Source organism: Actinomadura rubrisoli, from assembly GCF_004349215.1.
In the GTDB taxonomy this organism is placed as follows: Bacteria; Actinomycetota; Actinomycetes; order Streptosporangiales; family Streptosporangiaceae; genus Spirillospora; species Spirillospora rubrisoli.
The window spans coordinates 56,705-80,624 of the sequence record NZ_SMKU01000005.1; the positions used below are offsets into that span (position 1 = coordinate 56,705).

At 68.2% G+C, this 23,920-nt stretch carries 25 protein-coding genes; 17 read left to right on the forward strand and 8 right to left on the reverse strand.

The genetic code is table 11. The features are described from left to right. Positions 1–2: 2 nt before the first annotated feature. On the reverse strand, positions 3–650 hold the full coding sequence (locus E1298_RS02765) for a maleylpyruvate isomerase family mycothiol-dependent enzyme (protein WP_131889127.1): 648 nt from the start codon (positions 648–650) through the stop codon (positions 3–5). 204 nt (positions 651–854) lie between these two features. On the opposite strand from E1298_RS02765, the gene E1298_RS02770 reads away from it, so the two are divergent. Continuing rightward, the gene (locus E1298_RS02770) at positions 855–1,523 is read left to right on the forward strand and encodes a TetR/AcrR family transcriptional regulator (RefSeq protein ID WP_131889128.1); all 669 of its coding nucleotides are present in this window, start codon (positions 855–857) and stop codon (positions 1,521–1,523) included. Between the two features lie 20 nt (positions 1,524–1,543). Beyond that, entirely contained in the window at positions 1,544–2,374 is an 831-nt protein-coding gene (locus tag E1298_RS02775) for an SGNH/GDSL hydrolase family protein (protein ID WP_243725354.1), read from the forward strand. A 10-nt stretch (positions 2,375–2,384) separates the two neighbouring features. Here E1298_RS02775 and E1298_RS02780 read toward each other — a convergent pair whose 3' ends face one another. After that, positions 2,385–2,768: a MerR family transcriptional regulator gene (locus E1298_RS02780; RefSeq protein WP_131889129.1), complete on the reverse strand. Its 384-nt coding sequence runs from the start codon at positions 2,766–2,768 to the stop codon at positions 2,385–2,387. A 70-nt stretch (positions 2,769–2,838) separates the two neighbouring features. Between E1298_RS02780 and E1298_RS02785 the strand changes: the two genes are divergently transcribed. From E1298_RS02785 to E1298_RS02805, 5 genes are all read left to right on the forward strand, one after another. Then, positions 2,839–4,035 (forward strand): MFS transporter, encoded by a 1,197-nt coding sequence (locus E1298_RS02785; protein ID WP_131889130.1) that lies wholly within the window; start codon positions 2,839–2,841, stop codon positions 4,033–4,035. A 31-nt stretch (positions 4,036–4,066) separates the two neighbouring features. Then, on the forward strand, positions 4,067–4,471 hold the full coding sequence (locus E1298_RS02790) for a DUF6192 family protein (protein WP_279497642.1): 405 nt from the start codon (positions 4,067–4,069) through the stop codon (positions 4,469–4,471). A 13-nt stretch (positions 4,472–4,484) separates the two neighbouring features. After that, the gene (locus E1298_RS49260; RefSeq protein ID WP_207944398.1) at positions 4,485–4,664 is read left to right on the forward strand and encodes a hypothetical protein; all 180 of its coding nucleotides are present in this window, start codon (positions 4,485–4,487) and stop codon (positions 4,662–4,664) included. Positions 4,665–6,644: 1,980 nt separating this feature from the next. Then, positions 6,645–6,860, forward strand: coding sequence for a hypothetical protein (locus tag E1298_RS02800; RefSeq protein WP_131889132.1), 216 nt, complete (start codon positions 6,645–6,647; stop codon positions 6,858–6,860). A gap of 896 nt (positions 6,861–7,756) precedes the next feature. Further along, the gene (locus E1298_RS02805) at positions 7,757–8,737 is read left to right on the forward strand and encodes a hypothetical protein (protein ID WP_131889133.1); all 981 of its coding nucleotides are present in this window, start codon (positions 7,757–7,759) and stop codon (positions 8,735–8,737) included. Between the two features lie 432 nt (positions 8,738–9,169). Here E1298_RS02805 and E1298_RS02810 read toward each other — a convergent pair whose 3' ends face one another. Both E1298_RS02810 and E1298_RS02815 read right to left on the reverse strand, forming a co-directional pair. Further along, positions 9,170–10,072, reverse strand: a complete 903-nt coding sequence (locus tag E1298_RS02810; protein WP_243725355.1) for an NmrA family NAD(P)-binding protein — start codon at positions 10,070–10,072, stop codon at positions 9,170–9,172. 3 nt (positions 10,073–10,075) lie between these two features. Further along, entirely contained in the window at positions 10,076–11,326 is a 1,251-nt protein-coding gene (locus tag E1298_RS02815) for an MFS transporter (protein ID WP_243725356.1), read from the reverse strand. Positions 11,327–11,405: 79 nt separating this feature from the next. Between E1298_RS02815 and E1298_RS02820 the strand changes: the two genes are divergently transcribed. Both E1298_RS02820 and E1298_RS02825 read left to right on the forward strand, forming a co-directional pair. Continuing rightward, positions 11,406–12,311: a LysR family transcriptional regulator gene (locus E1298_RS02820; protein ID WP_131889134.1), complete on the forward strand. Its 906-nt coding sequence runs from the start codon at positions 11,406–11,408 to the stop codon at positions 12,309–12,311. 169 nt (positions 12,312–12,480) lie between these two features. Further along, the gene (locus E1298_RS02825) at positions 12,481–13,740 is read left to right on the forward strand and encodes an MFS transporter (protein ID WP_207944399.1); all 1,260 of its coding nucleotides are present in this window, start codon (positions 12,481–12,483) and stop codon (positions 13,738–13,740) included. Positions 13,741–13,797: 57 nt separating this feature from the next. On the opposite strand, the gene E1298_RS02830 is transcribed toward E1298_RS02825, so the two are convergent. After that, complete coding sequence (locus E1298_RS02830) at positions 13,798–14,175, reverse strand: winged helix-turn-helix transcriptional regulator (RefSeq protein WP_131889135.1); 378 nt, start codon at positions 14,173–14,175, stop codon at positions 13,798–13,800. Between the two features lie 130 nt (positions 14,176–14,305). On the opposite strand from E1298_RS02830, the gene E1298_RS02835 reads away from it, so the two are divergent. Next, on the forward strand, positions 14,306–14,671 hold the full coding sequence (locus E1298_RS02835) for a DoxX family protein (RefSeq protein WP_131889136.1): 366 nt from the start codon (positions 14,306–14,308) through the stop codon (positions 14,669–14,671). Positions 14,672–14,714: 43 nt separating this feature from the next. Here the strand turns inward: E1298_RS02835 and E1298_RS02840 are convergent, their stop codons facing one another. Then, positions 14,715–15,410 carry a GntR family transcriptional regulator gene (locus E1298_RS02840; protein ID WP_131889137.1) on the reverse strand — a complete coding sequence of 232 codons (696 nt, stop codon included), beginning with the start codon at positions 15,408–15,410 and terminating at the stop codon, positions 14,715–14,717. A 152-nt stretch (positions 15,411–15,562) separates the two neighbouring features. On the opposite strand from E1298_RS02840, the gene E1298_RS02845 reads away from it, so the two are divergent. After that, positions 15,563–16,096 carry a YbhB/YbcL family Raf kinase inhibitor-like protein gene (locus E1298_RS02845; protein WP_131889138.1) on the forward strand — a complete coding sequence of 178 codons (534 nt, stop codon included), beginning with the start codon at positions 15,563–15,565 and terminating at the stop codon, positions 16,094–16,096. A 199-nt stretch (positions 16,097–16,295) separates the two neighbouring features. Here E1298_RS02845 and E1298_RS02855 read toward each other — a convergent pair whose 3' ends face one another. Beyond that, positions 16,296–17,225, reverse strand: a complete 930-nt coding sequence (locus E1298_RS02855) for an RNA polymerase sigma-70 factor (protein WP_131889139.1) — start codon at positions 17,223–17,225, stop codon at positions 16,296–16,298. A 199-nt stretch (positions 17,226–17,424) separates the two neighbouring features. Here E1298_RS02855 and E1298_RS02860 point away from each other — a divergent pair, with 199 nt between their 5' ends. The 6 genes from E1298_RS02860 (at position 17,425) to E1298_RS02885 (ending at position 23,233) form a co-directional block, all read left to right on the forward strand. Continuing rightward, the gene (locus E1298_RS02860; protein WP_131889140.1) at positions 17,425–18,933 is read left to right on the forward strand and encodes an MFS transporter; all 1,509 of its coding nucleotides are present in this window, start codon (positions 17,425–17,427) and stop codon (positions 18,931–18,933) included. A 222-nt stretch (positions 18,934–19,155) separates the two neighbouring features. Continuing rightward, positions 19,156–19,497 carry a hypothetical protein gene (locus tag E1298_RS02865; protein ID WP_131889141.1) on the forward strand — a complete coding sequence of 114 codons (342 nt, stop codon included), beginning with the start codon at positions 19,156–19,158 and terminating at the stop codon, positions 19,495–19,497. Between the two features lie 53 nt (positions 19,498–19,550). Next, positions 19,551–20,624, forward strand: coding sequence for an alanine racemase (alr, locus tag E1298_RS02870; RefSeq protein ID WP_207944400.1), 1,074 nt, complete (start codon positions 19,551–19,553; stop codon positions 20,622–20,624). Then, positions 20,621–21,613, forward strand: a complete 993-nt coding sequence (locus tag E1298_RS02875) for a D-alanine--D-alanine ligase family protein (protein ID WP_131889143.1) — start codon at positions 20,621–20,623, stop codon at positions 21,611–21,613. The genes alr and E1298_RS02875 overlap by 4 nt, the downstream gene beginning before the upstream one ends. Before the next feature lie 164 nt (positions 21,614–21,777). After that, entirely contained in the window at positions 21,778–22,017 is a 240-nt protein-coding gene (locus E1298_RS02880) for a hypothetical protein (RefSeq protein ID WP_131889144.1), read from the forward strand. A 523-nt stretch (positions 22,018–22,540) separates the two neighbouring features. Then, a complete protein-coding gene (locus tag E1298_RS02885; RefSeq protein ID WP_131889145.1) occupies positions 22,541–23,233 on the forward strand; it encodes a M15 family metallopeptidase in 693 nt (230 codons plus the stop codon). A gap of 283 nt (positions 23,234–23,516) precedes the next feature. On the opposite strand, the gene E1298_RS02890 is transcribed toward E1298_RS02885, so the two are convergent. After that, on the reverse strand, positions 23,517–23,920 hold a 404-nt coding region (locus E1298_RS02890; RefSeq protein ID WP_165975267.1), incomplete at its 5' end, for a serine hydrolase.

Below are 23,920 nucleotides of genomic sequence, written 5' to 3' on the forward strand. Positions count from 1 at the left end.
ATCTACTTCAGTCTGGCCACGGCCTCGGTAACACCGTCACCGGTCAGCTCGTCCAGCCCTATTCGCCGTCCCGTGGAAAGGAGGAGCAGATCGCCCGCCGGTCCCCGCACCTCCAGCGGACCGTCACCGGCCGACCAATCGGCGTCGCTGGCGACGAAACGCAGCCCGGCGAAGCGCTTCTCGGTGCCGTAGAAGAAGCTCTTCCACATGTGTCGCAGCGCTGGAAGCACGCGCTCGATGGGCATTGGACGCTCTCGGCCGAGCGGCCGCGCGATGTCCTGTCCGTGCACCAGGATGTCGGTCAGCGGGTCGAGCGGCCCGCTCATCGGCAAGCGCCGGGGCTGTCCGGCCGTTTCCCTCACCTGGGCGACAAGTTCGGCGGGGGTGTACTGGAGTGCTCGCTCGCGGGCCATGTCCGCGTTCGCCACGTCGAAATCCCGAGCCCGGATCGCCCGCAGCATCATGGCGGTGAACTCGCGGTCGGCGAGCGAGAGGTGGGCGACCACATCGCGCACGGTCCAGCCGGCGCACAGCGACTGCACCTGCCATTCATGGTCGTCGAGCGTGTCGAGGAGGGCGGCCAGACCGAGTCGCTCGGCTTCAACGTCGGGCACCATGGCGACTCGGGTGCGACGGGTGAATGGAGCCATGACGGGTTCTCCTTAGTCAGATCATGCATGTGTCATCAAAGTGCGCCGACGACCTCGGCCAGGGCCTGGGCCGCGCGGCACCTCGTAGTGCAGGCAGGGCGCCGGAGAGCCTGGACGGACGAGACAGGCTCGGCCGCTCCGTTCTAACTGAACTGAACAGTACAGGAAAGATTCACTGTACTCAACGGTTCAGTTGGCGGTAGGATGCAGAACGTGGGCAAAGACAACGAAAGATCACCGGCGCCATCGGGTAAGCGCGCCGAACGCAACCGGCATGCCATCGTGGCCGCGGCACGCGAGCTGTTCATCCGCGAGGGGTTCGATGCCGGCATGGACCTCATCGCCGCCGAGGCGGGCGTGTCCAAGGTGACCGTGTACAACCACTTCGGCAGCAAGGAGGAGTTGTTCACCGAGGTCGTCGGTCAGGCCATGGGCGAGGCGCACATGACGATGGTCGAGGTCCGAACCCGCGTCGCCGCTACCACGGACGTTCGCGAGGCCCTGCTCCAAACCGCCCATGCCCTGGTGGCCGCGGCCACCGATCCGTCCAGGCTGGCGCTGCGCAACCTCGTCACCAGCGAACTGCGGCGCTTCCCCGAGCTCAGCCAGGCCTATCAGGAGCACGGCCCGGCCCGCTCCGCCGTCGCCCTGGGCGAGATGTTCGGCGATCTGTGCGAACGCGGCCGGCTGACGATCGCCGATATCGAGCTGGCCGTCATCCAGTTCTTCAGCCTGACCATCTACCCCCATCTGATCGTCGGCTCAATCGGCACCAGCCTCCGTCCGGATCTCGCCGACCGCCTGATCACTGACGGCGTCGACCTGTTCCTGCGCCAGTACCAGCCTCGTCCAGCACACCAGCCTCTGAGCTGAAACCGCGGCACCGCTGCTCGGTGGGTCAGCTGGGCGAAAAGCGGGACCAGGTGGCGCGTCCGGTCGTCGCGGCGATCCGTCGGCCGGCCTCGGTGATGTGGACGGGAACGGCGCGTCCTCGGCCCGCTCTTGCGGGGCTTGCCCAAAAGAACGAACGGTCGTACTTTTACCTTGTGACCACCGCAGCGAACCCCCTGACCGAAGAATCCGACCCCTTCTGCCTGTCGGCGGCGAGCGCCGCGCAGCTCCTGGACGGCGCGCCCTGGCGGCGATTCGCGACGATCGGCGACAGCCTCTCGGCGGGGATCGGGGATCCGAGCCCGGGCTACGCCACGCTGGGCTGGCCCGATCGGGTCGCGGACGTCCTACGTCGCGTCCAGCCCGATCTGGCCTATGTGAAGATCGCAGAAATCGGAGCGACGACCGCCAGGACGCTGGAAACGCAGATGGACCAGATGATCGCGTTCGGTCCCGACCTGCTCCACCTGCCGAACGGAGCGAACGATCTGTTCCGACCCGAGCCCGACTTCGACGCCATCGAACGGTCCCTGCGGAGCATGTTCAAGATCGCAGCAGGTACCGGCGCCCAGCTGACGACATTCGCGCTGGGCAACGCGTTCGTGTTGCCGAAGTTCCAGGACTGGTGGGACAGGGTGCGCAGGCTCAACGCCATTATCCGGGAGCTGGCCCTTGAGCATGACGCCGTGCTCGTCGACATGTGGGAGCACCCGATCAACTCCCGGCCGAACCTGCTGAGCGCGGACCGCATCCACTTCTCCGTGTCGGGCCACGCCGTGCTGGCGTCCGAGGTCGTCAAGGGACTGGCAGGCGCGCTCGGCACGACTCGCTGAGACGGCGCCCCTACGTCTCGTCCTCCGTCCTCGGGGAACGGACGGCGGAGAGGTAGGCGTAGATCGCGTCGCGGTTGCGGGCCAGGCATTCGATGCGCTGCTGGAGCCGCTCGGCCTCGCGGCGCAGCAGCCCGGCCGTCTCGGGGGTGAGGCAGTCGGGGTGCGGGTGAATGGCGTCGGGCTTGTCGAGGAACGGCAGGATCCTGCGGATGATCTCGGTGGTGAGGCCGGAGTCGAGCAGGCCGCGGATCTGCTGGACGCGCCAGACCGCCGGCTCGTCGTAGTCGCGATAGCCGTTGTCGGCGCGGCGCGGATGCAGGAGATCCTGCTCCTCGTAGTAGCGCAGCAGGCGGGTGGGGACGCCGGTGCGCCGCGACAGTTCACCGATCCGCACGGCTCTCCTCAGGCAGGTGATCGGGATCACATTTGCCTTCACATTAATGTGAAGGCCCGAGCATGGTCGCATGCCAACCGTCCCGGCGACGAGTCCCCCGGCCGTCTCCACGACGGCGGGACTGCCGTGGCCCGGTCTCCTGGCGCTGTTCACGGCGGCGTTCACCGCCGTGATGACCGAGTTGCTTCCGGCGGGGCTGCTGCCGCGCATGAGCGGGGCATTGGACGTGCCGGAGGCGCGGATCGGCTTCCTCGTCACCGGCTATGCGGTCGCCTCATTCCTCGCCGCGATTCCCGTCACCGCTGCGTTGCGGGGCTTTCCTCGCCGTCCAGTCCTCATTGGTGCGCTCGCCGGGTTCGCTTTCTGCAATGCGGTCACGGCGTTCTCCTCGTCCTATGCCGTGACGTTCGGAGCGCGGCTGCTGGCCGGAGTCATGGGCGGGACGATGTGGGCGATGCTCGTCGGGTACGCCGCGCGCATGGTCGTGGCCGAACGGCGCGGCCGTGCCATCGCGATCGTGCTGGCGGGCATCACGGTGGCGCTCTCCCTGGGGATCCCAGCGGGGACGGCGGTGGCCTCGGTCTTCGGCTGGCGCGCGAGCTTCGGTCTCCTGGCCGCGGTTGGGCTCGTCCTGGCGGTATGGGTGAGGTGGAAGGTTCCGAACTTCCCGGGCGAGGCGGCCGCCGAGCGCGTTCCGTTGCGTCGCATCGCGGTGCTGCCCGGCATCCTGGCCGTCCTGTCGGTGACGCTCCTCCTGCTCCTGGGACATCAGGCGATGTACACATACATGGCGCCGTTCTCGGAACGTTCCGGCTTCGGGCACACCGGTCTGGTTCTCTTCGTCTTCGGGCTTTCCACGGTTGCCGGGATATGGCTAACGGGCGTCCTCATCGACCGTTTCCTTCGGACGACCCTGGCGTGCGCCCTGATCCTGCTGACCATGTCGATGCTCGCACTGGGACTGGCGGGCGACGTCCCTGGCGTCCTCCTGGTCGCGGTGGCCGTGTGGGGAGCGGCGTTCGGCGGTGCGCCGACACTGATCCAGACCGCGCTGGTGAACGCGTCGGGCCCCGTCCACGCCGATGTCGCCACGTCCATGCAGACGACCGTCTACAACGCCGCCATCGCCGGGGGCTCCCTGATCGGCGGGCTCCTTCTGGAGGGGGCGAGCGCCGGGGCCCTGCCGTGGGCGACCCTCCCCCTGGTCACAGCCGCCCTGGCCGTCGTGGTGGTGGCGCGCCGCCACGCCTTCCCAGCCGGCAACTGAAGCCGCGTGCGGGCGCTGCGCGTCCAGACAGATCGACGCGAGAGGCCCCGGCGAGGCGCTACCGCCCAGGCGCGGACGGCTTGCCGGTCGGCGATCTAACAGTCAGCGCACCGCCCGCCAGATGGTCAACACCGCCCAGGCCGAGCATACGATGCAGGCGTATCAGCGCAACGTCGAGCCGGTCGCGCCGGTGCTGGCGGGGCTGAACCGCCGGATGGAGCTCATCGACCTGCTGGGCGCCTGCGCGGCGTTCACCGCCGCCACCGAACGGTGCATGGCCGCGCTGCACGACGACTGCTTCACCGGTGCCGAGCGCGAGGCGATCCTGGACCGCCTCAGGCGGGTGCGGGCCGCCACCGACTGGATCGAGCAGGCCGCCGAGACTGGGAACCTGACGCTGGACCAAGCCCTGGCCGCGATCCTGCGCGACCAGTGACCGGCGGCGTGTCGTGCCTGGTTCCGAGGGCGGCAAGAAGCCTCGCGGACGCCGGCCTCGCGTTCCCGCCAACGTCTGCGGCGAGCGGGTCCGGGTGACGCTGATGGAGGCCCGGCCCGCCGGACTGACCACCAAGCAGCTGATGGTCGCGACCGGCCTGAGCGAGTACTACGTCCGCAAGGGCCTTGAGTGAATCAAGGAGAAGGCGGCGCTGGAACACCTGACGCCGCTGACCTGGACGGTCAAGGAGGGCTACCGGTTCCCACCGAGGTCGCCGACTGGCCGGCCTACGAACGGCGGCAGTTCAACACCGAGCTGACCCGCATCACCCGGCTGATCACCGCGACCGTCGGACCGCACGCCAGTCTGCGACCCGACGACAAGGGCGTTCAGCTGGTGCTGGCTCAGCCGGAGAACATCCATACCGCACCGCCCACCGCCGCTGATCAGCACGCGCGAACGGAGCGGACACCCCGGCGGCGAACTCCTCCAGCCGCGCCCGCACGTCTTGGGGCTCCCGGAGGGGCATCCACTCCACCTCCAAGAGCGGATCGGGGGGTACACACCCGTCCACTACTCACCTCAAAAGCCCCACTAGGTCCTGGCTTGTGGTGAAACAGCGGAATGGGTCGCGCGAGTAGGACAAAGGTCATGTGGAACGAGTAGACCTGGCCGATGCCATCCGGCCCGCCGCCCGGCCGCACGCAGCTTCCAACCGAGGTCGACACCGCCGCCGGCACGTCCTCCAACGGGCCTGTACCTCGTGCCCGGGCCCCACCAGCGCGGTTACCTCTGCCCTCATGGCCTGGCTGCTACGAGCACGGCGCCCGCTGCGGTCGTGGCGGCCAGGCCATGGTCCACGGGCCCCGGCGCTCATCGACCGGGGCGCCTTTCTCGTGTCCGTAACTGCGGGCAGCGCGGTGGCGCTGGACACCGGCTGCTGCAGCGCTCCGGTCCAACACCACCGCCAACGTGCGCAACGGGATGGAGGTCTGCTACGCCGCCCCGGAGCCGTCCGCGCCCCGCGACGGACCACCCCGTTCTCGACCCGATCAGATGGACGGCCTGGTAGCCGCACCCGCCCGCGGAGGTCTTTTCGTAAGAATGCAACACATCGATCAAGTGCGACACATCGAACGCGCATGAGCCCTTGGCTGCCCTAGCGTGCTGATGCCTACTGGAATATATGACCAACACCGATACGGGCATGGACTCGCGGCAAAGGAGGCGACCGAAACCGGTGGCCGTCCGCCCCAGACGATCCAGTGAGCGTTCCGACTTGCGCCGTGCTCTCCCGTTCGGTCCGGCCCCGCTCCATGGACGGTCGAACTCAGTTGGGTCCTAGGTTATAGAGAAAATGATGAGTACGGAAGGAAATCGATGGCTGTTACCACCAGGGACCAGTCCGGCGAGTCCCGGCGTGGGGCTGTCTCTTCGTTCGGATGGTGGGATTCCGGAAAGGTGGGAACGGGGCCGGCGTGGCGCGGTAATCAGTTAATCGCGGTCGTCCAGCGGTTTCGGGAGGCCGTCTACGTCTTGGAGTCGGAAGGGAATGGCGGTAGGGGCGCCGCGACCGGCGGAACAGTCACCTCCGAGTCCAGACCGGGTGCCCACAGGGTGATCGGCATATTGCCCCCAATTTTTCCGGAGCGGCTCGGCGATCCATCCTTCTGCGCTGTGCACGAGGCCCGGTTCCCTTATGCGGTTGGGGAGATGGCCAATGGAATTAGTGGAAGCAACCTGGTGACCGCGGTCCCACTTCGCGATCTTGGAGGGGACTGTACGCTCTTCTGAGCACCCCGCACACCGAGTCCATGCCGCCAGCCGGGCCCGCCGCATCCTCAGCGACTCCAGCAACGCGGCCGCTTCCGCCGAGATCACCGTCGCCGTCAGCGCTTTCCGGTCCCGCCTGCGACGACGTCTGTGATACGCCTTGGACCGGCGCGCACCAGCCACTGCCCCTTCTGCCCGCCGACCGGCCACGGCGAACCCCCCGCAACGCAACAACATCCACACTCCGGCTACGCACCGCACACGCCCATCACCGTGATCAAGGATTCAACAACGGTTCACAGGATGAATGGTGCGCAGGGCGAGGGCGCGGCCGCGGGGGGCCGCGCAGGTCGGCCAGCGGTCGGACTGCCGGTGCCGGTGGGCGAGACAGCCGGCTGCGTTGGTCCCAACGGAGCGTGGCGGCGCCCGCGTCTACGACCGCGTCGACGCGTCGTTCGATATCGGCGGCGGTACGGCCTGTCATGACGAGCGGGTTCCAACCGACCTGCTCGCCATGGCGGCGTCGGGTCCGTCCGAGTTCGATGTTGACGACCCGGTCGGCCTGATCGACCAGGTACGGGCGGATCCGCTGAGCGGCTCGTGGAAGTCGAGATAGGCCGCGCCACACCCGGCGTGGGCGATGGCCAGGAATCGGCCGACCTCTTGCCCGCCCCGGCCAGGCCGACCGCAAATGTGGACGGAGTGTCCGCGCGCGGCACTCCGACGGCCACCGGGCCATCGGCGGTATGGACCCAGGCCAACGGCATGACCTCGCCCTGTCCCGCGTACCCGGGAAGGTCCTTGGGTGGAGCTGGGATCGCCGGCAGCCGCATGGCATTGTCCGCGGAACAGTGCAGGGTTGGTGGCTTGAGCGGTCCGGCGATCTCAGTGACATGGTCGCCGCGAGTTTCTCCAAGGACGCCAGGGCGAGCCCGCGCCGTGGCGCGTCAACGCGGCGACTGTTCCGTTCAGCGGAATAGGTCTTTCCCCCGTCACGTTCGCGTCTCATCCTGAACGTAGGTAATCGATATTCGGTTAATCATGCCGGACGGTCCCGGAGGAAGCAGGTTTCGCCCAGCCCAGCTTTCACCGGCCATGGGGAGGCATGTCGACCTGGACCTTTACCCCTGCCGGACTAGCGCATCGCCAGCATACAAAGGCGGGCATCAGGGTTCAGGAATTCGCGAGGGCTATGACTGAGGACTTCGTGCGGGGTCATACTGGCCATCCAGACAACCGCCCTGATTGGGCGATTGCCGGATTCGATAAGCCGTAACGGAAGGACGCGTTATTGAAGATTGCCGAAACCCGTGTTCGCTACGTGGGCAGGCTATCGCGGATCGGTGTGGTCCCGGCAAAGAGATCCACGCCACCCGAAAATGCGCCGGGCGTCTGGGTCGATGCCGCTGAGATGACGAAACAGTACGGACGAGGGCTCTAAGGGGGAGCTTTATGTTGTTCATGAGTCGCCGGGTGACCGGCTCTCGGTGGGTTCGGTCGGTAGGTGGCCTGATGGGCGTGATCGCCGTCGGGCTTACCACTTGTCTTGCCGGGGGTGGTGCCGCCTCCGCTGCACCCATTCCGCGGCCGGCTTCGGCGCAGTCGCCAGCGAGCACGCCGAACCCGCAGCGGCAAGCCACCGAGGCCGCCGGCGCCAAGGAGATCGGCACTGTAAAGGTCAACAGCCGACCGTCGACACAGCCCGGCAAGTCGGTCACCAAGACGCCACCTCAGAGAGAGAAGACCGCGAAACAAAACGCAGCCGCCACCTCGCGGAATATGCAAACATACGGCCCGATCACTGTACCAAAAGGCAAAATATGGTGGGCCTATATTAAATGTGGAGGAGGTGTCGCCGGTGGAGGTGAGCTCAACAGCAGCGGCTCCGGAGCGGTAGAGCTTCTTGAAAGCCGTGCGCTGGACGACGGGTCAGGATGGCAAGTATCCGTCGGCAACTTCGGCAACACCGACGCGACCTTTACGACCTACGCCGTGTGCGTCGGCGGTCTGAGCGACTACAACCTGGCCACAGCCAAAGCCAGTGTCGGCGGCCAAGCCGGTCAGAACGTCCGCGCAGAATGCACCAGAGGGAAGGTCATCGGTGGCGGCTCACCGATGGACATCGGCGATGGCGGCCGCACGTCGATCAGTCTTCTTCTTCCAATCATACCGATCGACGACTTTGTGAGCTACCGCGAAAACTTCAGCGGCGATCAGGTGAGCATCCACTCGCAGGCGGTATGCGCCAACGGCGTCTACACTCAGTTCAGGCAATCTCAGAACGTGCTCGTACCCGATGGAACAGCAGCGAGCGCATATGTAGCCTGCCCGTCTGAGTACATCGCCATTAGCGGTGGTGGAGGTTTTTACAGTCGAGGGGTAATAACCGATTCATATCCCGATGGCGAGGGGTGGAGAATATACGCCAAAAACGTCAGTGGCTTCGGCGGAGCTCGCTCCATGGACGCACAGGTCGTGTGTGTGCCCCGATGATATGCGGTGCCTAGCGGATTACTAGGCACCAGTCGTTCGCGCGCCCGGCCGGGCCCTTCCAGGGCCCAGCCGGGCCAGCGCGTTTCACCGGATAGGCTACTCACTGAGGCGGTATTGGACCACGAGGTAGTCCGACCGACTTGGTGGTGTGCCACCAAACTTTTCCCGTCTACGACATCTTCCACGCATCAGGCAACACCTCGAAAGCGGTACGGGCCGTCCGCCGAGATTCTCGAATCCCTCACACGATTTTGCCGACGAATTTCAGGCGCATGACACTAGCCGATGCCCCCGTCTGCACCCCAGGTCCTCGGCGACAACGACAGCGACGGCCGGACTCTGGCCAGAGTCCGGCCGCGTGAAGCGGAAGCGGCCCGAAGCGTGAAGCACAAACGGTTCAGAGCGCCACACAGCCCGGGGATCATCTCGCACTCACCTACGCCAGCTGTGGTCGGCCGAGGTGAACGCTGCGGCGTGGTCGCGAACGAAGTCGGCGACGTCGCCCGGGGGGCGGCCGAGAAGGTCAGCGGCCGTATCGGTGGTGAAATCGCCCCAGCCGGAGGAATATGCCTGCGCATACTCCTCAAGCATGTCGACGATCCATTTCGGAACGCCATAGCCGAGCAGTGCTTTGCGCTTGGCGTCGTCGCTGACCGGAAGGTATGTGATGGGCCTGCCGAGAGCGATACTCGCTTGATCGGCGACCTCGTCAAAGGTCAGCGAGCGCGGGCCGGTGAGGGTGTATGCCTCGCCGTGGTGGCGGGCTGGGTCGTCGAGGAGAACGCGGGCAGCGCATTCGGCGATGTCGCGTACGTCAATCATGCCGATCCGCGCCGAGGCCATGTTCAGCGAGAACGCGCCGGTGGCGGATATGTCGCCCGCCTCGTTCAGCAGATTCTGCATGAACCAGTGTGGCCGCAGGATCGTCCAGCGCATGCCGCACCGCTCGGTCTCCCGGTCGGACAGCGCGTGCAGCCTGCCGCTGCGGTTCGGCGCGTCGTGTGCCGCGCCGACAGCGGACAAGCGCACGATGCGCTCCACCCCGGCCTGGCGCGCGGCCCACAAGGCGTTCATATTGTTCTCCGGAGCGCGCGGGCCGTTCGGGGTGAGCAGCCACACGTCCTGCACGCCTTCGAAGGCGGGTGGGAGCGACCTGGCGTCATCGAGGTCGCCGGCAAAGACCTCGGCGCTCTGCCCGTAGAGTCCGTGTGCTTGTTCGCGGACGAGAGCGCGAAGGTGCATATCGGCCCCTTCCAGTGCTTTCATCAGTGCGGTGGATACGGTTCCCGTGGCTCCGGTGATCAGCACTGTGCGCGACACGCCCTTGGTGTGCATGGTTCAGCTCCTTGAATTGGCTGTTGAGGCGACTGGCGTTGGGACATCGTCTTGGTGGGCTGCGCTTCCGTTGGCGGTGAGGCGTTCGAGGAGCCAAAGGACGATGGTCCCGGTTGAGAGGGAAGCGCCCAGGACGCATACGCCGGTCCAGCCGCTGTGCGCCCAGACCAGTGAGGTCAGCGCGGAACCCATCGCACCGCCGAGGAAGAAGGAGGTCATAAAGGCGGAGTTGATGCGGTTGCGGGCCTCGGGCCGGAGCGCGTAGAGGACGTTCTGGGTGCTGTTGAGGATCGCCTGGTGTGCCAGGTCCAGCACGATCACACCGGTGAGCAGCGAGAACAGTGAGTGCGCGCCGGCGGCGATGGCCAGCCAGGCGGCCAGCAGCAGGACCGTCCCGGCGCCGGTGACGATCTGGACGTGTCCGCGGTCGGCGAGCCGTCCCGCCACCATGGCGGTCAGCGCACCCGCGGCGCCGACCAGGCCGAACAGGCCGATGGACGACTCCGACCAGCCGTAGGGCGACCGCACCAGCAGGAAGGTCATCGCGGTCCACAGCACGCTGAACGAGGCCATGCTCAACGCGCCGATCCCCGCCCGCCATCGCAGCAGCGGCTCGTACCGGAACATCGCGACCGTCGAGCGCAGCAGTCCGGGGTAGGACAGGCGCCGGTCGGCCCCGCCGAGCCGGGGCAGGAAGGTGCGCAACAGGACGGCCATCAGCGCCATCAGGACCGCGTTCACCCAGTAGACCGTCCGCCAGCCGCCCAGTTCCGACAGTGCTCCGGACGCGGTGCGCGCCAGCAGCAGGCCGAGCAGCAGCCCGGTCATCACCGTGCCGACCACCCGGCCGCGCTCGGCCGGATCCGCCAGGGTCGCCGCGAACGGCACCACCACCTGGGCCCCGACCGAGGTCAGCGCTGTCAGGGCCGTGCCGGCCAACAGCACCGTGCCGTTGGGGGCGGCGGCCGACACCAGCAGGAACACGGCGGTCGCCGCGTAGAGCGACACGGCCAGCCGCCGCCGTTCCATCAGGTCGCCGAGTGGCACCAGCAGGATCAGCCCGAGCGCGTACCCGCCCTGCGCGGCCGTCACGATCAGTGCCGCCAGCGAGGACCCGACTCCCAACTCCCGGCCGATCAGGTCGAGAAGCGGCTGCGCGAAGTAGTTTCCCGCGACCGCCAGCCCGGTCGCCGCCGACATCAGCAGGAGCAGCCCGCGCGGTATGCCGCCGGTGTGAGATCTCATCGCCGTCATGGCCTCAGCCTGGGCGATGGACGATCAATGAGTCCAACGCATATTTGTCATCGGAACGATCGTGGATCACGATTGATTCATGGAGCTTCAGCAAATGCGCTACGTCGTCGCTGTCGCCGAGACAAGCAACTTCACCCGCGCCGCCCAGCAGTGCCTGGTCGTCCAATCCGCGCTGAGCCACCAGATCGCCCGTCTGGAGCGAGAACTCGGCACCAAGCTGTTCGACCGGACCAGCCGCCGCGTCCGGCTGACACCCGCAGGCGAGGCGTTCCTTCCCGCGGCCCGGCAGGCTCTCGACGCCGCCGAGCGGGCGCGGGCCGAGGTGGCGGCCGTCGCCGGCGAGATCCGCGGCCGGCTCGCGATCGGCGCCATCCCCACGGTCGCGGCGGTCGATCTGCCGGTTGCGCTGAAACAGTTCCACTTGCGCTACCGGGAGGTACAGATCAGCCTCCGCTCGGGCGCGAGCGAGGAGTTGATCGAGCAGGTGCGGCAGGGCGCTCTGGACGCCGCCTTCCTGGGGCTTCCACCGGGCGCGCGGCCCAAGGGCGTCCGCGGCCGCGAACTAGCACACGGCGACCTCGTCGCCGTGGTGTCGCCCGACCACCCTCTGGCGGACGAGGAGCACGTGGAACTGCGCCGGCTATCGGACGAGCCGTTCGTCGACTTCCCCACCGGCACCGCCGCCCGGGCCCAAACGGACGAGGCGTTCGCAGCGGCCGGAGTGCGACGCGAGGTCGCCTTCGAGGTGACGGCCGTGGACTTCATCGCCCGCCTGATCCAGCAGGGTCTGGGCATCGCGATGCTGCCCGCCGCCTTCGTGTCCCAACTCCCCGGTCTGCCCATCGTCCGGCTCAGCGACGCTCCGGCCCGCGTAGAGCACCTCATCTGGAGTCGCTTCCGCCCCTCCCCCGCCGCCGCGGCCTTCCTGTCCGCGCTGGGCACCTCGACAGTGGAGTCTTCAGCATCGCCGGACGGTGCCGGGTAAGGATCACCGGTGGCTATGATCTTGGGGTTCTTGCTGGTTGAGGGTTGTTTCTGAGGGGGCAGGTGGCGTCGTTCGGACCATGCGTCCCGCTCGGCGCCGGGCCTTCATGACCCGGCAGGTCGAGAACCGATCGGCGCCTTCCCGTACGGCCAGGGGTACAACGATCCGCTTGGGTTCCGACTTCACCCGCCTCTGGACGGCCTACACGGTCAGCGCGGTCGGAAGTGCGGTGGCCACCCACGCCTTCACGCTGGTCGCGGCGATCGCACTGTCCAGCAACGCGCTGCAGGTGTCGCTGCTGTCAGCCTTGGGCGGGGCGATCGGGGCGCTGCTCGCGCTACCGGTGGGACCGTGGATCGAGTTCCGGCGCAAGCGTCCAATCATGATCGCTGCGGATCTGACGCGCTTCTGCGCGCTGGTGACCGTGCCGGTCGCCTATACGGCGGGCGCGCTGACCTACCTCCACCTGGTCGTGGTGTGCGTGCTGGTGGCGGTGTGCCAGATCGTCTTCGCCGGGGCCTCGGGCGCCCACTTGAAGTCATTTGTCGCCCGCGACCACCTGATCGAGGCCAATGCCCGGTTCGAGAGCGTCCTGTGGACCTCCACGACCGTGGGGCCACCGGTGGGCGGCCTGCTCATAGCCGTGTTCGGGCCGACCGTCACCGTCATGGCCGACGCCGTCAGCTACCTGCTGTCCGCGATCGGCATCCGGTCGATCGCCACGCCGGAACCGGAGCCGCAGCCCCGAACCACTGATCACCGTTGGTGGCGGGGGCTCGGTGAGGGCTGGCGCCACATCTGGTCCGACACCGCGCTGAGGCTCCTGTTCATCAACACGGTGGTCGTCAGCACGCTCATCACCGCGATCACCCCGATCCTGGCCGTGATGATGCTGCAAGACCTTCATTTCAGCGCATTCCAGTACGGACTGTCGGTGGGCGTTCCCTGCGCGGCGGGTGTTGTCGGCGCTCGGCTCAGCCGGCGCATCGTGGCCGGTCGAGGCCCCCGGACGGTGCTGCTCACGGCAGGCGTCGCCCGGGTGCTATGGCTGCCGTGGCTCCCTTTCGTTGGGCCAGGCTGGCTCGGCCTGGCCGCAGTGGCCGCGATCCACTCCGGCACCGTGTTCTTCATGAGCGTGTTCAGCCCCGTCTTCGCAACCCACAGATTGGAGAACACCCCCAGCCACGAGCTCGCCCGCGTCCTCACGTCCTGGACGATCAGCTCCAACGCCGCACGCGCCGTCTGCACTCTCGCCTGGGGCCTCCTGGCGACCGTCACCACGCCACGATTCGCCATCGCGGTCGCGGTCATGCTCCTTCTCGCAACCTGCGCCTGCCTGCCCTGGAAGCCGTTCAAGGCTCCACGCAAGGCCGCCGCCAACGGACCGAACCCAAGCGGCGAGCAAGATGGGCCGTTCCACAATCGCTGATGCGTCGGTCCCTTAAACCCAAGATCGTTCGCGATCCACCCAGAGGCGGGCTCGGGGCTATTGGTTTCGAGTCTGGTAGGCCTCTCGACTGGCCTCGATGTGCGGGACGTGCTCGATGGCCCAGCCGGCCAGGGCCAATGCGGGTGGAATCAGGCTCTTGCCGGTGAGGGTCAGGGCGTATTCGACCCGCGGCGGGACTTCGGCGTGCACCGTCCGGGAGACCAGGCCGTCGCGTTCGAGGTTCCGGAGCGTGAGGGTCAGCATGCGCTGGGAGATGCCGGGGATCTGCTGGTGCAGGTCGGTGAACCGCAGCCTTCCCTGATCGAGGGTCGCCACGATCAGCAACGTCCACTTGTTGCAGATGCGGTCGAGGATGGCGCGGATCGTCCGTCCTCCGTCTCCTCGGATCATGCAGGTGTGCTCGTACTCCGACATGACAGCCCCTGTGTGTAACGCACACGCGTGTGCCTTTTGTAGGGCCTTCAATAGTGACGCATCATGAGGCTACTTACGACCGGTAACGATCGTGGCCGGCGCCATGTCACTAGCCTCCGAGGTGTCCCGCATGGAGATTTCCTACTGGATCGTCGCGGCCCTCCTGGCCGTCTTCTACCTCTACGCCGGAGGCAAGAAGGTCATTCAGAGCCAGGAGCGGCTCCAGCCGATGATGGGCTGGGTCGACACCGTTCCCATGCCGCTCGTCCGCGTGATCGGGGTCCTGGAAGTCCTCGGCGCGGTCGGCCTGATCCTGCCGCCGCTGACCGGGATCGCGTCCTGGCTCGCCATCGCCGCGGCGATCGGCCTCGTCCTGATCCAGATCGGCGGCATCACGGTCCACCTGAGCCGTGGCGAGGTCCGGCAGATCGGACTCAACATCGCTCTCCTGGCAGCCGCCGCAGCAACCGCCTGGCTCGGCACCACCTGGCTCTGAACCATCGCCCCAGCGTCCCGTCCGGCCAGGTCGGCGAGGCGGGTCAGGCCTCCTTCGCGGGTTCGGGACGGGGACGGTCGGTCAGTCCGACCGCGGTCAAGGTGAGGTGCCGGGTCAGCGCCTCGGCCGCGGCGTCTGCGTCGCGGGCCAGCGCCGTCTCCTCCAGTCGGCGGTGCTCGGCAACGCCGTCCCGGTTGGAGACGCGGTGCGCCGACCACCGGCGGGTCAGCTCGCTCGCGGTCCACATCCGGTCGAAGGTCTCCAGTAGGGCGGGGTTGCCGCACCCCTCCAGCAGGGTGCGGTGGAAGACCCGATGGGCTTCGGCCCATGCGTCGCTGTAGTACTCGCCCTCCCCCGGCACGTATACCGGGGTGCGTGCCAGACGGTGGTGGGCGGCTCGTACGCGGGCCTCCCAGTCGACGTCGCCGCGCTCGATGGACATGCGCAGCACGACCGGTTCTATGGTCCGGCGGGCCTCTGCTATCTCCTGCCAGCGGCGGTCGGAGAAGGCCGGGACGGCGAAGCCGCGGTTGGGCAGCCGGTCGGCGAGGCCCTCGCCGACCACCCGCACGAGCGCCTCGCGCACGACGGCCAGGCTCACGCCCTGCTCCTTGGCGAGGTCCTGCGGCTTGAGGGCGTCGCCGGGGGCATAGGTCCCGCGCATGATGGCGTCCCGCAGGTGCGCGTAGATCTGCTCGGAGAGCATCTGCTTGCCCGGTGGGGTCGAGGTCTGGGTCATGCCGAGCATCATAGACGATCCACCAGATAATCGATTATTCGTGCTATGGTCGATTCAGGGCGGGATGAGGGTGACGGCGTGTCCCTGCGCGATAGGGCGTCCGCCGGCCGCATCACCGCCACTGCACAGCACGGCCTGAAAGGAATGACACGATGAGCGCCGACAACCCCTTCGCCCGCCTTCCCGAGGCGGCCTCCTTCACCGTTACCAGCACCACCGTCACCGACGGCGCCGCCTGGCCGCCCGAGCAGTTCTCCTCTGGCGTCCCCGGCGGCAAGGACATCTCGCCGCAGTTGTCCTGGAGCGGCGCCCCGGAGGGCACCAAGAGCTACGCCGTCACCGTCTACGACCCCGACGCCCCCACCGGGTCCGGGTTCTGGCACTGGGCGGCCGCCGACATCCCCGCCACCGTCACCGAGCTGCCCGAAGGCGCCGGCGACGACACCGGCTCGGGCCTGCCCGAGGGCGCCTTCCAACTGCCCAACGACGCCCGCATGGCCCGCTTCATCGGTGCCGCCCCGCCGGCCGGACACGGCCCCCACCGCTACTTCATCGTGGTGCACGCCCTCGACGTCGAGCCCATCGGCGTCCCGGCCGACGCCACCCCGGCCTTCCTCGGCTTCACCATGGCCGGTCACACCCTCGGCCGCGCGGTCCTGACCGCCACCGCCGAGACCCCCGCCTGACGTACAGCGAAAAGGACGGCCCTCGATCACCATCGTGGTCGAGGGCCGTCCTCTTCGCGGCGACCCGCGACCAGAGACGCGACGCCCCTGATCCAGTGTCCGTTCCGCATCCTCGGCTCGTACGCCGACGCGGACGACGCCGTCCAGGAGACGTGGCTGCGGCTTACGCGGACCGGTGGTGGATGGGCCTCCCCCGGCCTCAGCGGCTCACTGCGGTCTCCCGCTCCACATGCGACAGCTTCTCGGGATTGCGCACGTGGTAGGCGCCGGTGACGTAGCCGTCCTCGACCCGCACCGCCACCACGCCGTCGATCTCCCCATTGACCCGGACGAGCAGCCCCGGGCCACCGTTGATCTGTACCACCTCGACCGACCTTTCGGCGTCGCGCTTCCACCAGCCGGCGGCCAGCAGGCGAGCCACCTTGTCGGCCCCCACGATGGGCCGGGGCAGGGCATGTTTGATGCCGCCGCCGTCGCTCAGGGCGACGACGTCCGGCGCCAGGACGTCGAGCAGGCGCTGCAGGTCGCCGGTTTCAACCGCGCGCTGGAAGGCCCCGAGTGCGGCCCGGGTCTCGGCCGGGGAGACGACGCCGCGCGGCCGGCGCGCGGCGACGTGCGTCCGTGCCCGGTAGGCGATCTGGCGTGCCGCCGCCGGGGTCTTGTCGACGGCTTCGGCGATCTCGTCGTAGTCCAGGGCGAACACCTCGCGCAGCACGAACACCGCCCGCTCGACCGGCGCGAGCGTCTCCAGCACCAGCAGCATCGCCATCGACACGCTGTCGGCCAGTTCGACGTCCTCGGCCACATCGGGCGCGGTCAGCAGCGGCTCGGGCAGCCACGGCCCGACGTAGGACTCCTTACGCCGACCGAGCACCCGCAGCCTGTCCAGCGCCTGCCGGGTGACGATCCGCACCAGGTAGGCGCGTTTCTCCCGGACGGTCGCCAGATCGACGCCCGCCCATCGCAACCAGGTCTCCTGAAGGACGTCCTCGGCGTCGGCGGCCGAACCGAGCATCTCGTAGGCGACGGTGAACAGCAGGTTGCGATGGGCAACGAACACCTCGGTCGCCGACTCCACATGGTCGAGCGGCTCGGCTGTGTCCGTCGTGCGTTCGCTGCGCTGGCTCATGCCTGGCTCCCGCCTGCTCAACCTCATTCCTGCCACATGCACTAGACGCCGATCCCCACCGTTTTGTGACACCCATGAGCGATGACCCACGTCACACGCCCGCGCTGTTACGGGGCCCGGGTCGGCGACGTCCCGTGATCGTCAGGACGCCGCGCGAACGATCCGCGCGGCACGCGGCACCACGAGTGAGGACGACGTCATGTCAACCACGAAGGCGCAGGCCCCGGCGCCAGATTCGCGCCGCTGGGCCGCGCTGTTCTTCATAGGGCTGGCCCAGCTCATGATCGTTCTGGATGGGACGGTCGTGAACATCGCGCTGCCGTCGCTCCAGCGGGATCTGGGGATCTCCGACGGGGACCGGCAGTGGATCATCACCGCGTACACGCTGGCGTTCGGCAGCCTGCTGCTGCTCGGCGGCCGGATCGCCGACTACACCGGCCGCAAGCGGACCTTCCTGATCGGACTGCTCGGCTTCGCCGGCGCGTCGGCCCTCGGCGGTGCGGCGGGCAACTTCGAGATGCTGCTGAGCGCCCGTGCCCTTCAGGGCGCGTTCGCCGCGCTGCTCGGTCCGTCCGCGCTGTCGCTGCTGACCGTGACGTTCACCCAGCCCAAGGAGCGCGCCAAGGCGTTCGGGATCTGGGGCGCCATCACCGCCGTGGGCGGCGCGATCGGGCTGCTGGCCGGCGGGGCGCTGACCGACTACCTGGACTGGCGCTGGTGCCTGTACGTCAGCGTCCCGATCGCCCTGATCGCGGTGGTCGGCGGGTACATGATGCTGGACGAGTCGCGGAGCGGGGGCCGGGCCCGGTTCGACGTTCCCGGCGTGCTGCTGGTGACCGGCGGGCTGGTCGCGATCGTCTACGGCACGAGCCAGGCGGAGTCCGACGGCTGGGGCTCGGCGAAGACCATCGGTCTGCTGGCCGGGGGCGCGGTGCTGCTCGCCGCGTTCGCCTTCGTCGAGAGCCGGGTGCCGCAGCCGATGCTGCCGCCGCGCCTGATCGCCGACCGTACCCGCGGCGGCGCCTATCTGAGCGTGGGACTGGCCATGGTCGGCATGTTCGGGGCGTTCCTCTTCATGACCTACTACTTGCAGATCGTCAAGGGATACTCGCCGATCAGGACGGGCGTGGCCTTCCTCCCGATGACCGTGGCGGTCCTGATTTCGGCCGGCGGGCTCGCCGCCCGGCTGCTGCCCAAGGCCCCGCCGCGGGCGCTGATCGTCCCGGGCATGCTGCTCATCGCCTCCGGCATGCTGTGGCTGCGCACCATGGAGACCGACACCGCCTACGTCGAGGGCGTGCTGGTCTCGGGACTCCTGCTCGGCTTCGGGGCCGGCATGATCATGCCGGTGGCCTTCAACTACGCCACCCACGGCGTCGACCAGCGCGACGCGGGCATCGCCTCGGCCAGCGTCAACACCGCGCAGCAGATCAGCAGCTCGATCGGTACCGCTCTGCTCAACACCATCGCCACCAGCGCGACCGCGGACTACTTGGCCTCGCATGCCTCGCAGGGCAGGAGCCCGGCCTTCGCCAAGAAGGCGATGCTGGAAGGTTTCGTGACAGCCGGCACCTGGGCCGCGGGGATCCTGCTGGTCGGCGCACTGATCGTCGCCGTCCTGATGAACACCGCGCGCCCCGGACGCCAGGCCGTCACGGAGGACGCCGAGAGCACGGGGGACGCCGAGCCGGTGCCCGCTCACCCCTGATCCCTCCGGAAGGTCCACTGCGGCAGTGCGCAGCCGCGAGGACGTCGGCGGCCGTGGCCCGGACGGGTCGGGGCCGCCGACGTCTGCGCTACCGTCCCGCGCCGGAGGGGACGGTCCGTTCCCGGGGTCGCGGCTATTCCTTGATACCAGGGGTTGCGTGTATCGCGAGCTTATCGAAAACCCCATACGCCACTGCAACACTCTTCCGCCTTCAGTGGAGGCATGGACCACAGCGCATCACTGACAGCGCCGGCCCGTCGTATGCGCAGGATCGTGCTCGTCAGTCTGGCGGCCCTCGTTGCGGCGATCGATGCGTTCATCGTGCAGTGGCCGTTCGCGGCGTCCGCTCCGCAGAGTTCGTTGACGACGGTCGGCCAGTCGGCTGGCAGGAAGACCGCTCTGGACGAGGGGGACGGTGTCATTCCCGCCGGGACGGCGGTCTCCGTTTTCGACGAGGAGGCACCGGCGGTGGGCAAGCTCGCCCTGCACCTTCGTGGGGCGGCGACGGATGCAGAGGCCCACGGTTGCCCGCCGATGTATGCGGACCCGAGGATGCGGGCGTGAATCGGGTCCCGGTCGCGCTTCAGCGCCGACCAGGTACCTTTCGACCGCCGACCTTGCAGACGCTGCCCGTGGCGGTGACCGCGAACGTGGCCAGGATTCGTGCGCGGACTCCGAACACGATCATGGCCGTGGTCAAAGCCGACGGTTACGGCCACGGTGCCGTCACGGTCGCCAAAGCCGCCGTCGCCGCCGGTGCCGGGTGGCTCGGGACGACGAGCGTCGCGGAGGCGTCCGCGTTGCGCGCCGCGGGGCTGGCGGTGCCGATCCTCGCCTGGCTGCACCCGGGCGGGATCGACGCTGAGGCGGCGGCGGCCGCCAGGGTCGATGTCGCGGTCGGGTCGGTGGACGAACTCGGTGCGCTCGTTGCGCGAGCCGCGTCGGCGGTGCGGGTTCATCTCTATATGGACACCGGAATGTCGCGTGGCGGCTGCTCCCGCGGGCAGTGGGACGAGCTGATCGGTCTCGCGCAGCGCGGTCAACAGGCTCGGCGGCTCCGCGTCGTGGGTGTCATGGGGCACCTTCCGCTGGCCGACCGGGCCGACCCCGCGGCGAACGCGGCGGCGGTCGCCGGTATGCGCGAGGCGCAGCGGGCGGTCCGGACGGCGGGGTTCGGTTCGACGGTCGCCCATCTCGCGGCCACGTCGGGGACGTTGACCGACCCGGCGACACATTTCGGCATGGTCCGCGTCGGGGCGGGACTGGTCGGCATCGACCCGTCCGGGACCGTGGAGATGCACGGCGCGTCCCGTCTGACCGCACCGATCGTGCACACGACGGCGGCCCCGGCCGGCACTCCGGTGGGTTACGCCGGCACGTATGTCACCGATCGTGCCACCCATCTGAGCGTCCTGCCCGTCGGATACGCCGACGGAATCCCGCGAGAGATCTCGCCCCAGGCCGGCGTTGAGATCGGCGGGCGCCGTCTCCCGGTCGTCGGACGGGTCTCGATGGACCAGATCGTGATCGATACCGGTGCCGAGTCCGTCCCGGTCGGCACGTCCGCGACCGTGTTCGGTCCGGACGGGGGCGCGACCCCGACCATCCACGACTGGGCCCGTTGGGCCGGGACCATTCCGCACACCATCGTCACCGGCATCGGGCCGCGTGTGAAAAGGAGCATCACATGACACGGCGAATCGTGGTGATCGGCGGCGGAGAGAACGCCGAGCACGACGTCTCCCTGGCCACTGCCACAGCGGTCGCGAAGGCGCTGCGCTCTAGCGGATTCGACGTTGACGAGCTGACCATCGACCGCGACGGAGTATGGAGCCAAGGAGCGGACGCGCTCGGGTCGCAGGCCACCGGTTCCCTGGCGGCGGCACTGACCGTCATTGAACGCGCCGACGCCGTCTTCCCCGCGGTCCACGGCCCGTCCGGCGAGGACGGGACCCTCGCAGCGTTGTGCGCCCTGGCGCACACGCCGATGGTTGGCTCGGGCCTGCGCGCCGGAGCGATCGGCATGGACAAGTGGGCGACCAAGCTCGTGGCGCAGGCCGTCGGGATCCGAACCGCCCACGGCCGGCTGGCGGCGGCGGCAGAGATCGCCGATATCGGGTTCGAGACGGACGTGGTGGTGAAGCCGGCCTCGGCCGGGTCGAGTTTCGGTGTCGCCCTGGCACGCGACGCCTCCCAGCTCCGCGACGCGCTGCGCGGCGCGGCGCGATTCGACGACCGGATCCTGATCGAGGACGTCGTCCCGGGCCGGGAGATCGATGTGGCCGTCCTGCGCGAGGCCGATGGCCGCCGATGGGCGTCGCCGCCGCTGGAGATCCACGCCGACGGCCTGTTCGACACCCAGTCCAAGTACGACGGTTCAGCCCGGTTCAGTGTGCCCGCCGACCTCGGCACCGCGGACCGGGCAGCCCTGACCGGGGCGGCGCTGCGGATGTTCGACGCGCTCGACTGCGCCGGTGTCGCCCGCATCGACTTCTTCCTCACCGACCACGGACCCGTTCTCAACGAAGTCAACACCATGCCGGGAATGACGGCCGAGTCCCAGGTACCGATAATGTTCGCCGCAGCCGGACTGACCTACGAGCAACTGGTCGCGCGCCTGGTCGACGCCGCCACCGTGCCCGGACCCATCAGCCGGCAATCCGAACGTGTGAAGCCATGATCCAACCGCTGCGTTTGCCGGTCTTGCAGTCCCTTTTATGCTTATACGGGGTGCCGATCGCTCCACCCGCGCCGACATACCCCTTGTCGGCGCAGCACGACGGAATGGGCTCACGGTCCCGATCCGCATTGCCATTTCCCCTGCTTTACGGCATGATCTCTGTCATGAGCAGAATCGCCAAACGACTTGAGAAGGAACGCGTCGTCCATGCCAACGACCTCCTGGAAGAGGCCGGGTTGCTGGACGCATGTCCTTACAGGTACGTCTTCGTGAAGGGCACATACAAGCAATGGGCCGAACTGTTCTCAGCCGTCGAACTCCTTGAGGGGCGCGGCTGGGAGATAGTGGATTGGACCATTGACGCCACCAATGAAGCGGGTGCCGTGGCGCGCCGCGTCCCCTGACCACGGCCACAACCGCCCCACGCGCACGGCATTGTCCAGAGCTCGACCGCGCGGCCGATCAGATCTTGCTGGTCACAGGTGGTTGCCGGGGTGCGAGATCCGATGATGGAGCGGCGAAGCTCCTGGCAGATGCGGAGTCCACCAAAACGACCGCACTGCCAGGAGCTTCTGGAGTTGTCCTATCGCGGCTGCGCTGGACCTGTCGCCGTCGACCCGGGATTTCATGGCCGGTCTGATCCATGGCCATCGTCGCCGGATCGGAACACGCTGACCAGTGCCGGCGCCCAGCCGTCAGACGCTGCCGGCCCCGGTGCATCCGCTCCCGCCGGCAGATCGCGGGGTGAGGGTGAGTTTGAGGCGAACGCTCACCCCAGGCGCTCTATCCATGACCTCCCCTCGTGCCCGATCTCTGGCCGCGTGTCAATGTCGGCCGCGATCGCTTCCTGGCGCAGGTCGGCATATATCGTCCGCGTATCGAGAATCTCATACGTGCTGGCAACCTCGCCCTGTCTTAACTGGCAGCATGTCCCAAATACCGGTCTCGACGCCAAAGGCGTCCCGCAAGGTTCACTGGATTCTCGGCGTTGGCCTGGTCCTCGTCATCGTGGTGATCAGCGCGGTCCTTGGCTATCAGTCGCAGAAATCCTCGTCCTCCTCGGCCGCCTCGCGGTCCTTCACCGCATCGCCCCAGAAAGCTCCTCGCGGTGCGCAACCTGGTGCACCCGGCGAGAATGGTCCTCGCAGCGAACGCCGTGGTCCGGTCGGCGAGGACGACGGTCTCGTCCCCGACGGTGTCACGGTTTTCGCCGACGCGACTCCGGCCGTGGCCAAGCTCGATCGCGATCTCCTCAAGGCTCTCCGCCGGGCTGCGACGGACGCCGCGAACGATAGAATAAAATTCTATGTCAATAGCGGCTGGCGTTCCCCGGCGTACCAGAATCAGCTTCTTCGCGAAGCGATCTCCAAGTACGGATCCGAGGAAGAGGCCGCCCGATGGGTGTCAACCGCGGCGACCTCGCTTCACGTGAAAGGAGAGGCGGTCGACATCGGGCACTCCGATGCCACGGTGTGGCTGTCGAAACACGGCGCCGAGTACGGGCTGTGCCAGATCTATAGGAACGAGCCCTGGCACTACGAACTGCGCCCCGAAGCGATCGACCACGGCTGCCCGCGCATGTACGCCGACCCCACCCAGGACCCTAGGACGCAGCAATGACTGACATCGGCTGGCCCCTCCACCCCGCTCCGGCGCTCGGCCCTCCAGCACCTGGCTGCCTCCGGCCGCGCTGCCCCCGAGCTCCGGGCCGAATCCCGCTACCAGCACCTCGCCAGCCTCGCCGTCGGACGAGGTCGTCGCGCGGTGGGGAGGATGAGTGTCGGCGTACTACGTGGGTGCAGAGGTTTCTACGGTCGGAGAGGGCAGAAGGCGGCTCGGTCATTGGTGCGATTGTGCGCCGCGCGTGCCCGGCACTCCGGGCACGCGCGGCTGCGTGGCGTCTTCAGCGTCGGCCGGTGACGGCCTGGGTCTCCTGCTCGATGATCTCTTGCGGCGGCGCGGTGTCGCAATTGCTGAGGACGACACCGACCCAGCCGGTGTCGGGGTAGATGGTCCAGTTGGCGCCGACACCGGGGTCGCCGCCGGCGCGCCTCCACAGCCACTGGCCGTCGACGAGGCTGACCGGCATCGTGTACGCCCCGAACGACGCGTCGGCGGGGGCTGCCCGGCGGGCCAGGCCACCTCCCTGGGGGGCATGGGGGATCTTAGGCCCGGTGAGCAGCTCGGCGTAGTGCGGGTCCAGTACGGTGCCGTCGCGCAGTGCGTGCGCGAATCGGACCAGGTCCGGCGCGGTGGCGAAGCCGCCGTCGCCGGGGGCATCGATGAAGGCGCGGCCTGGGTTCTTGC

Coding starts and splice junctions, on each gene's coding strand:
- E1298_RS02875 (WP_131889143.1), top strand. CDS start 20,621: ATGACACGGCGAATCGTGGTGATCGGCGGCGGAGAGAACGCCGAGCAC.
- E1298_RS02845 (WP_131889138.1), top strand. CDS start 15,563: ATGAGCGCCGACAACCCCTTCGCCCGCCTTCCCGAGGCGGCCTCCTTC.
- E1298_RS02810 (WP_243725355.1), bottom strand. CDS start 10,072: ATGCACACCAAGGGCGTGTCGCGCACAGTGCTGATCACCGGAGCCACG.
- E1298_RS02815 (WP_243725356.1), bottom strand. CDS start 11,326: ATGACGGCGATGAGATCTCACACCGGCGGCATACCGCGCGGGCTGCTC.
- E1298_RS02865 (WP_131889141.1), top strand. CDS start 19,156: ATGGACCACAGCGCATCACTGACAGCGCCGGCCCGTCGTATGCGCAGG.
- E1298_RS02840 (WP_131889137.1), bottom strand. CDS start 15,410: ATGACCCAGACCTCGACCCCACCGGGCAAGCAGATGCTCTCCGAGCAG.
- E1298_RS02770 (WP_131889128.1), top strand. CDS start 855: ATGCAGAACGTGGGCAAAGACAACGAAAGATCACCGGCGCCATCGGGT.
- E1298_RS02885 (WP_131889145.1), top strand. CDS start 22,541: ATGTCCCAAATACCGGTCTCGACGCCAAAGGCGTCCCGCAAGGTTCAC.
- E1298_RS02830 (WP_131889135.1), bottom strand. CDS start 14,175: ATGTCGGAGTACGAGCACACCTGCATGATCCGAGGAGACGGAGGACGG.
- E1298_RS02820 (WP_131889134.1), top strand. CDS start 11,406: ATGGAGCTTCAGCAAATGCGCTACGTCGTCGCTGTCGCCGAGACAAGC.
- E1298_RS02835 (WP_131889136.1), top strand. CDS start 14,306: ATGGAGATTTCCTACTGGATCGTCGCGGCCCTCCTGGCCGTCTTCTAC.
- E1298_RS02880 (WP_131889144.1), top strand. CDS start 21,778: ATGAGCAGAATCGCCAAACGACTTGAGAAGGAACGCGTCGTCCATGCC.
- E1298_RS02765 (WP_131889127.1), bottom strand. CDS start 650: ATGGCTCCATTCACCCGTCGCACCCGAGTCGCCATGGTGCCCGACGTT.
- E1298_RS02785 (WP_131889130.1), top strand. CDS start 2,839: ATGCCAACCGTCCCGGCGACGAGTCCCCCGGCCGTCTCCACGACGGCG.
- E1298_RS02860 (WP_131889140.1), top strand. CDS start 17,425: ATGTCAACCACGAAGGCGCAGGCCCCGGCGCCAGATTCGCGCCGCTGG.
- E1298_RS02855 (WP_131889139.1), bottom strand. CDS start 17,225: ATGAGCCAGCGCAGCGAACGCACGACGGACACAGCCGAGCCGCTCGAC.
- E1298_RS02805 (WP_131889133.1), top strand. CDS start 7,757: ATGGGCGTGATCGCCGTCGGGCTTACCACTTGTCTTGCCGGGGGTGGT.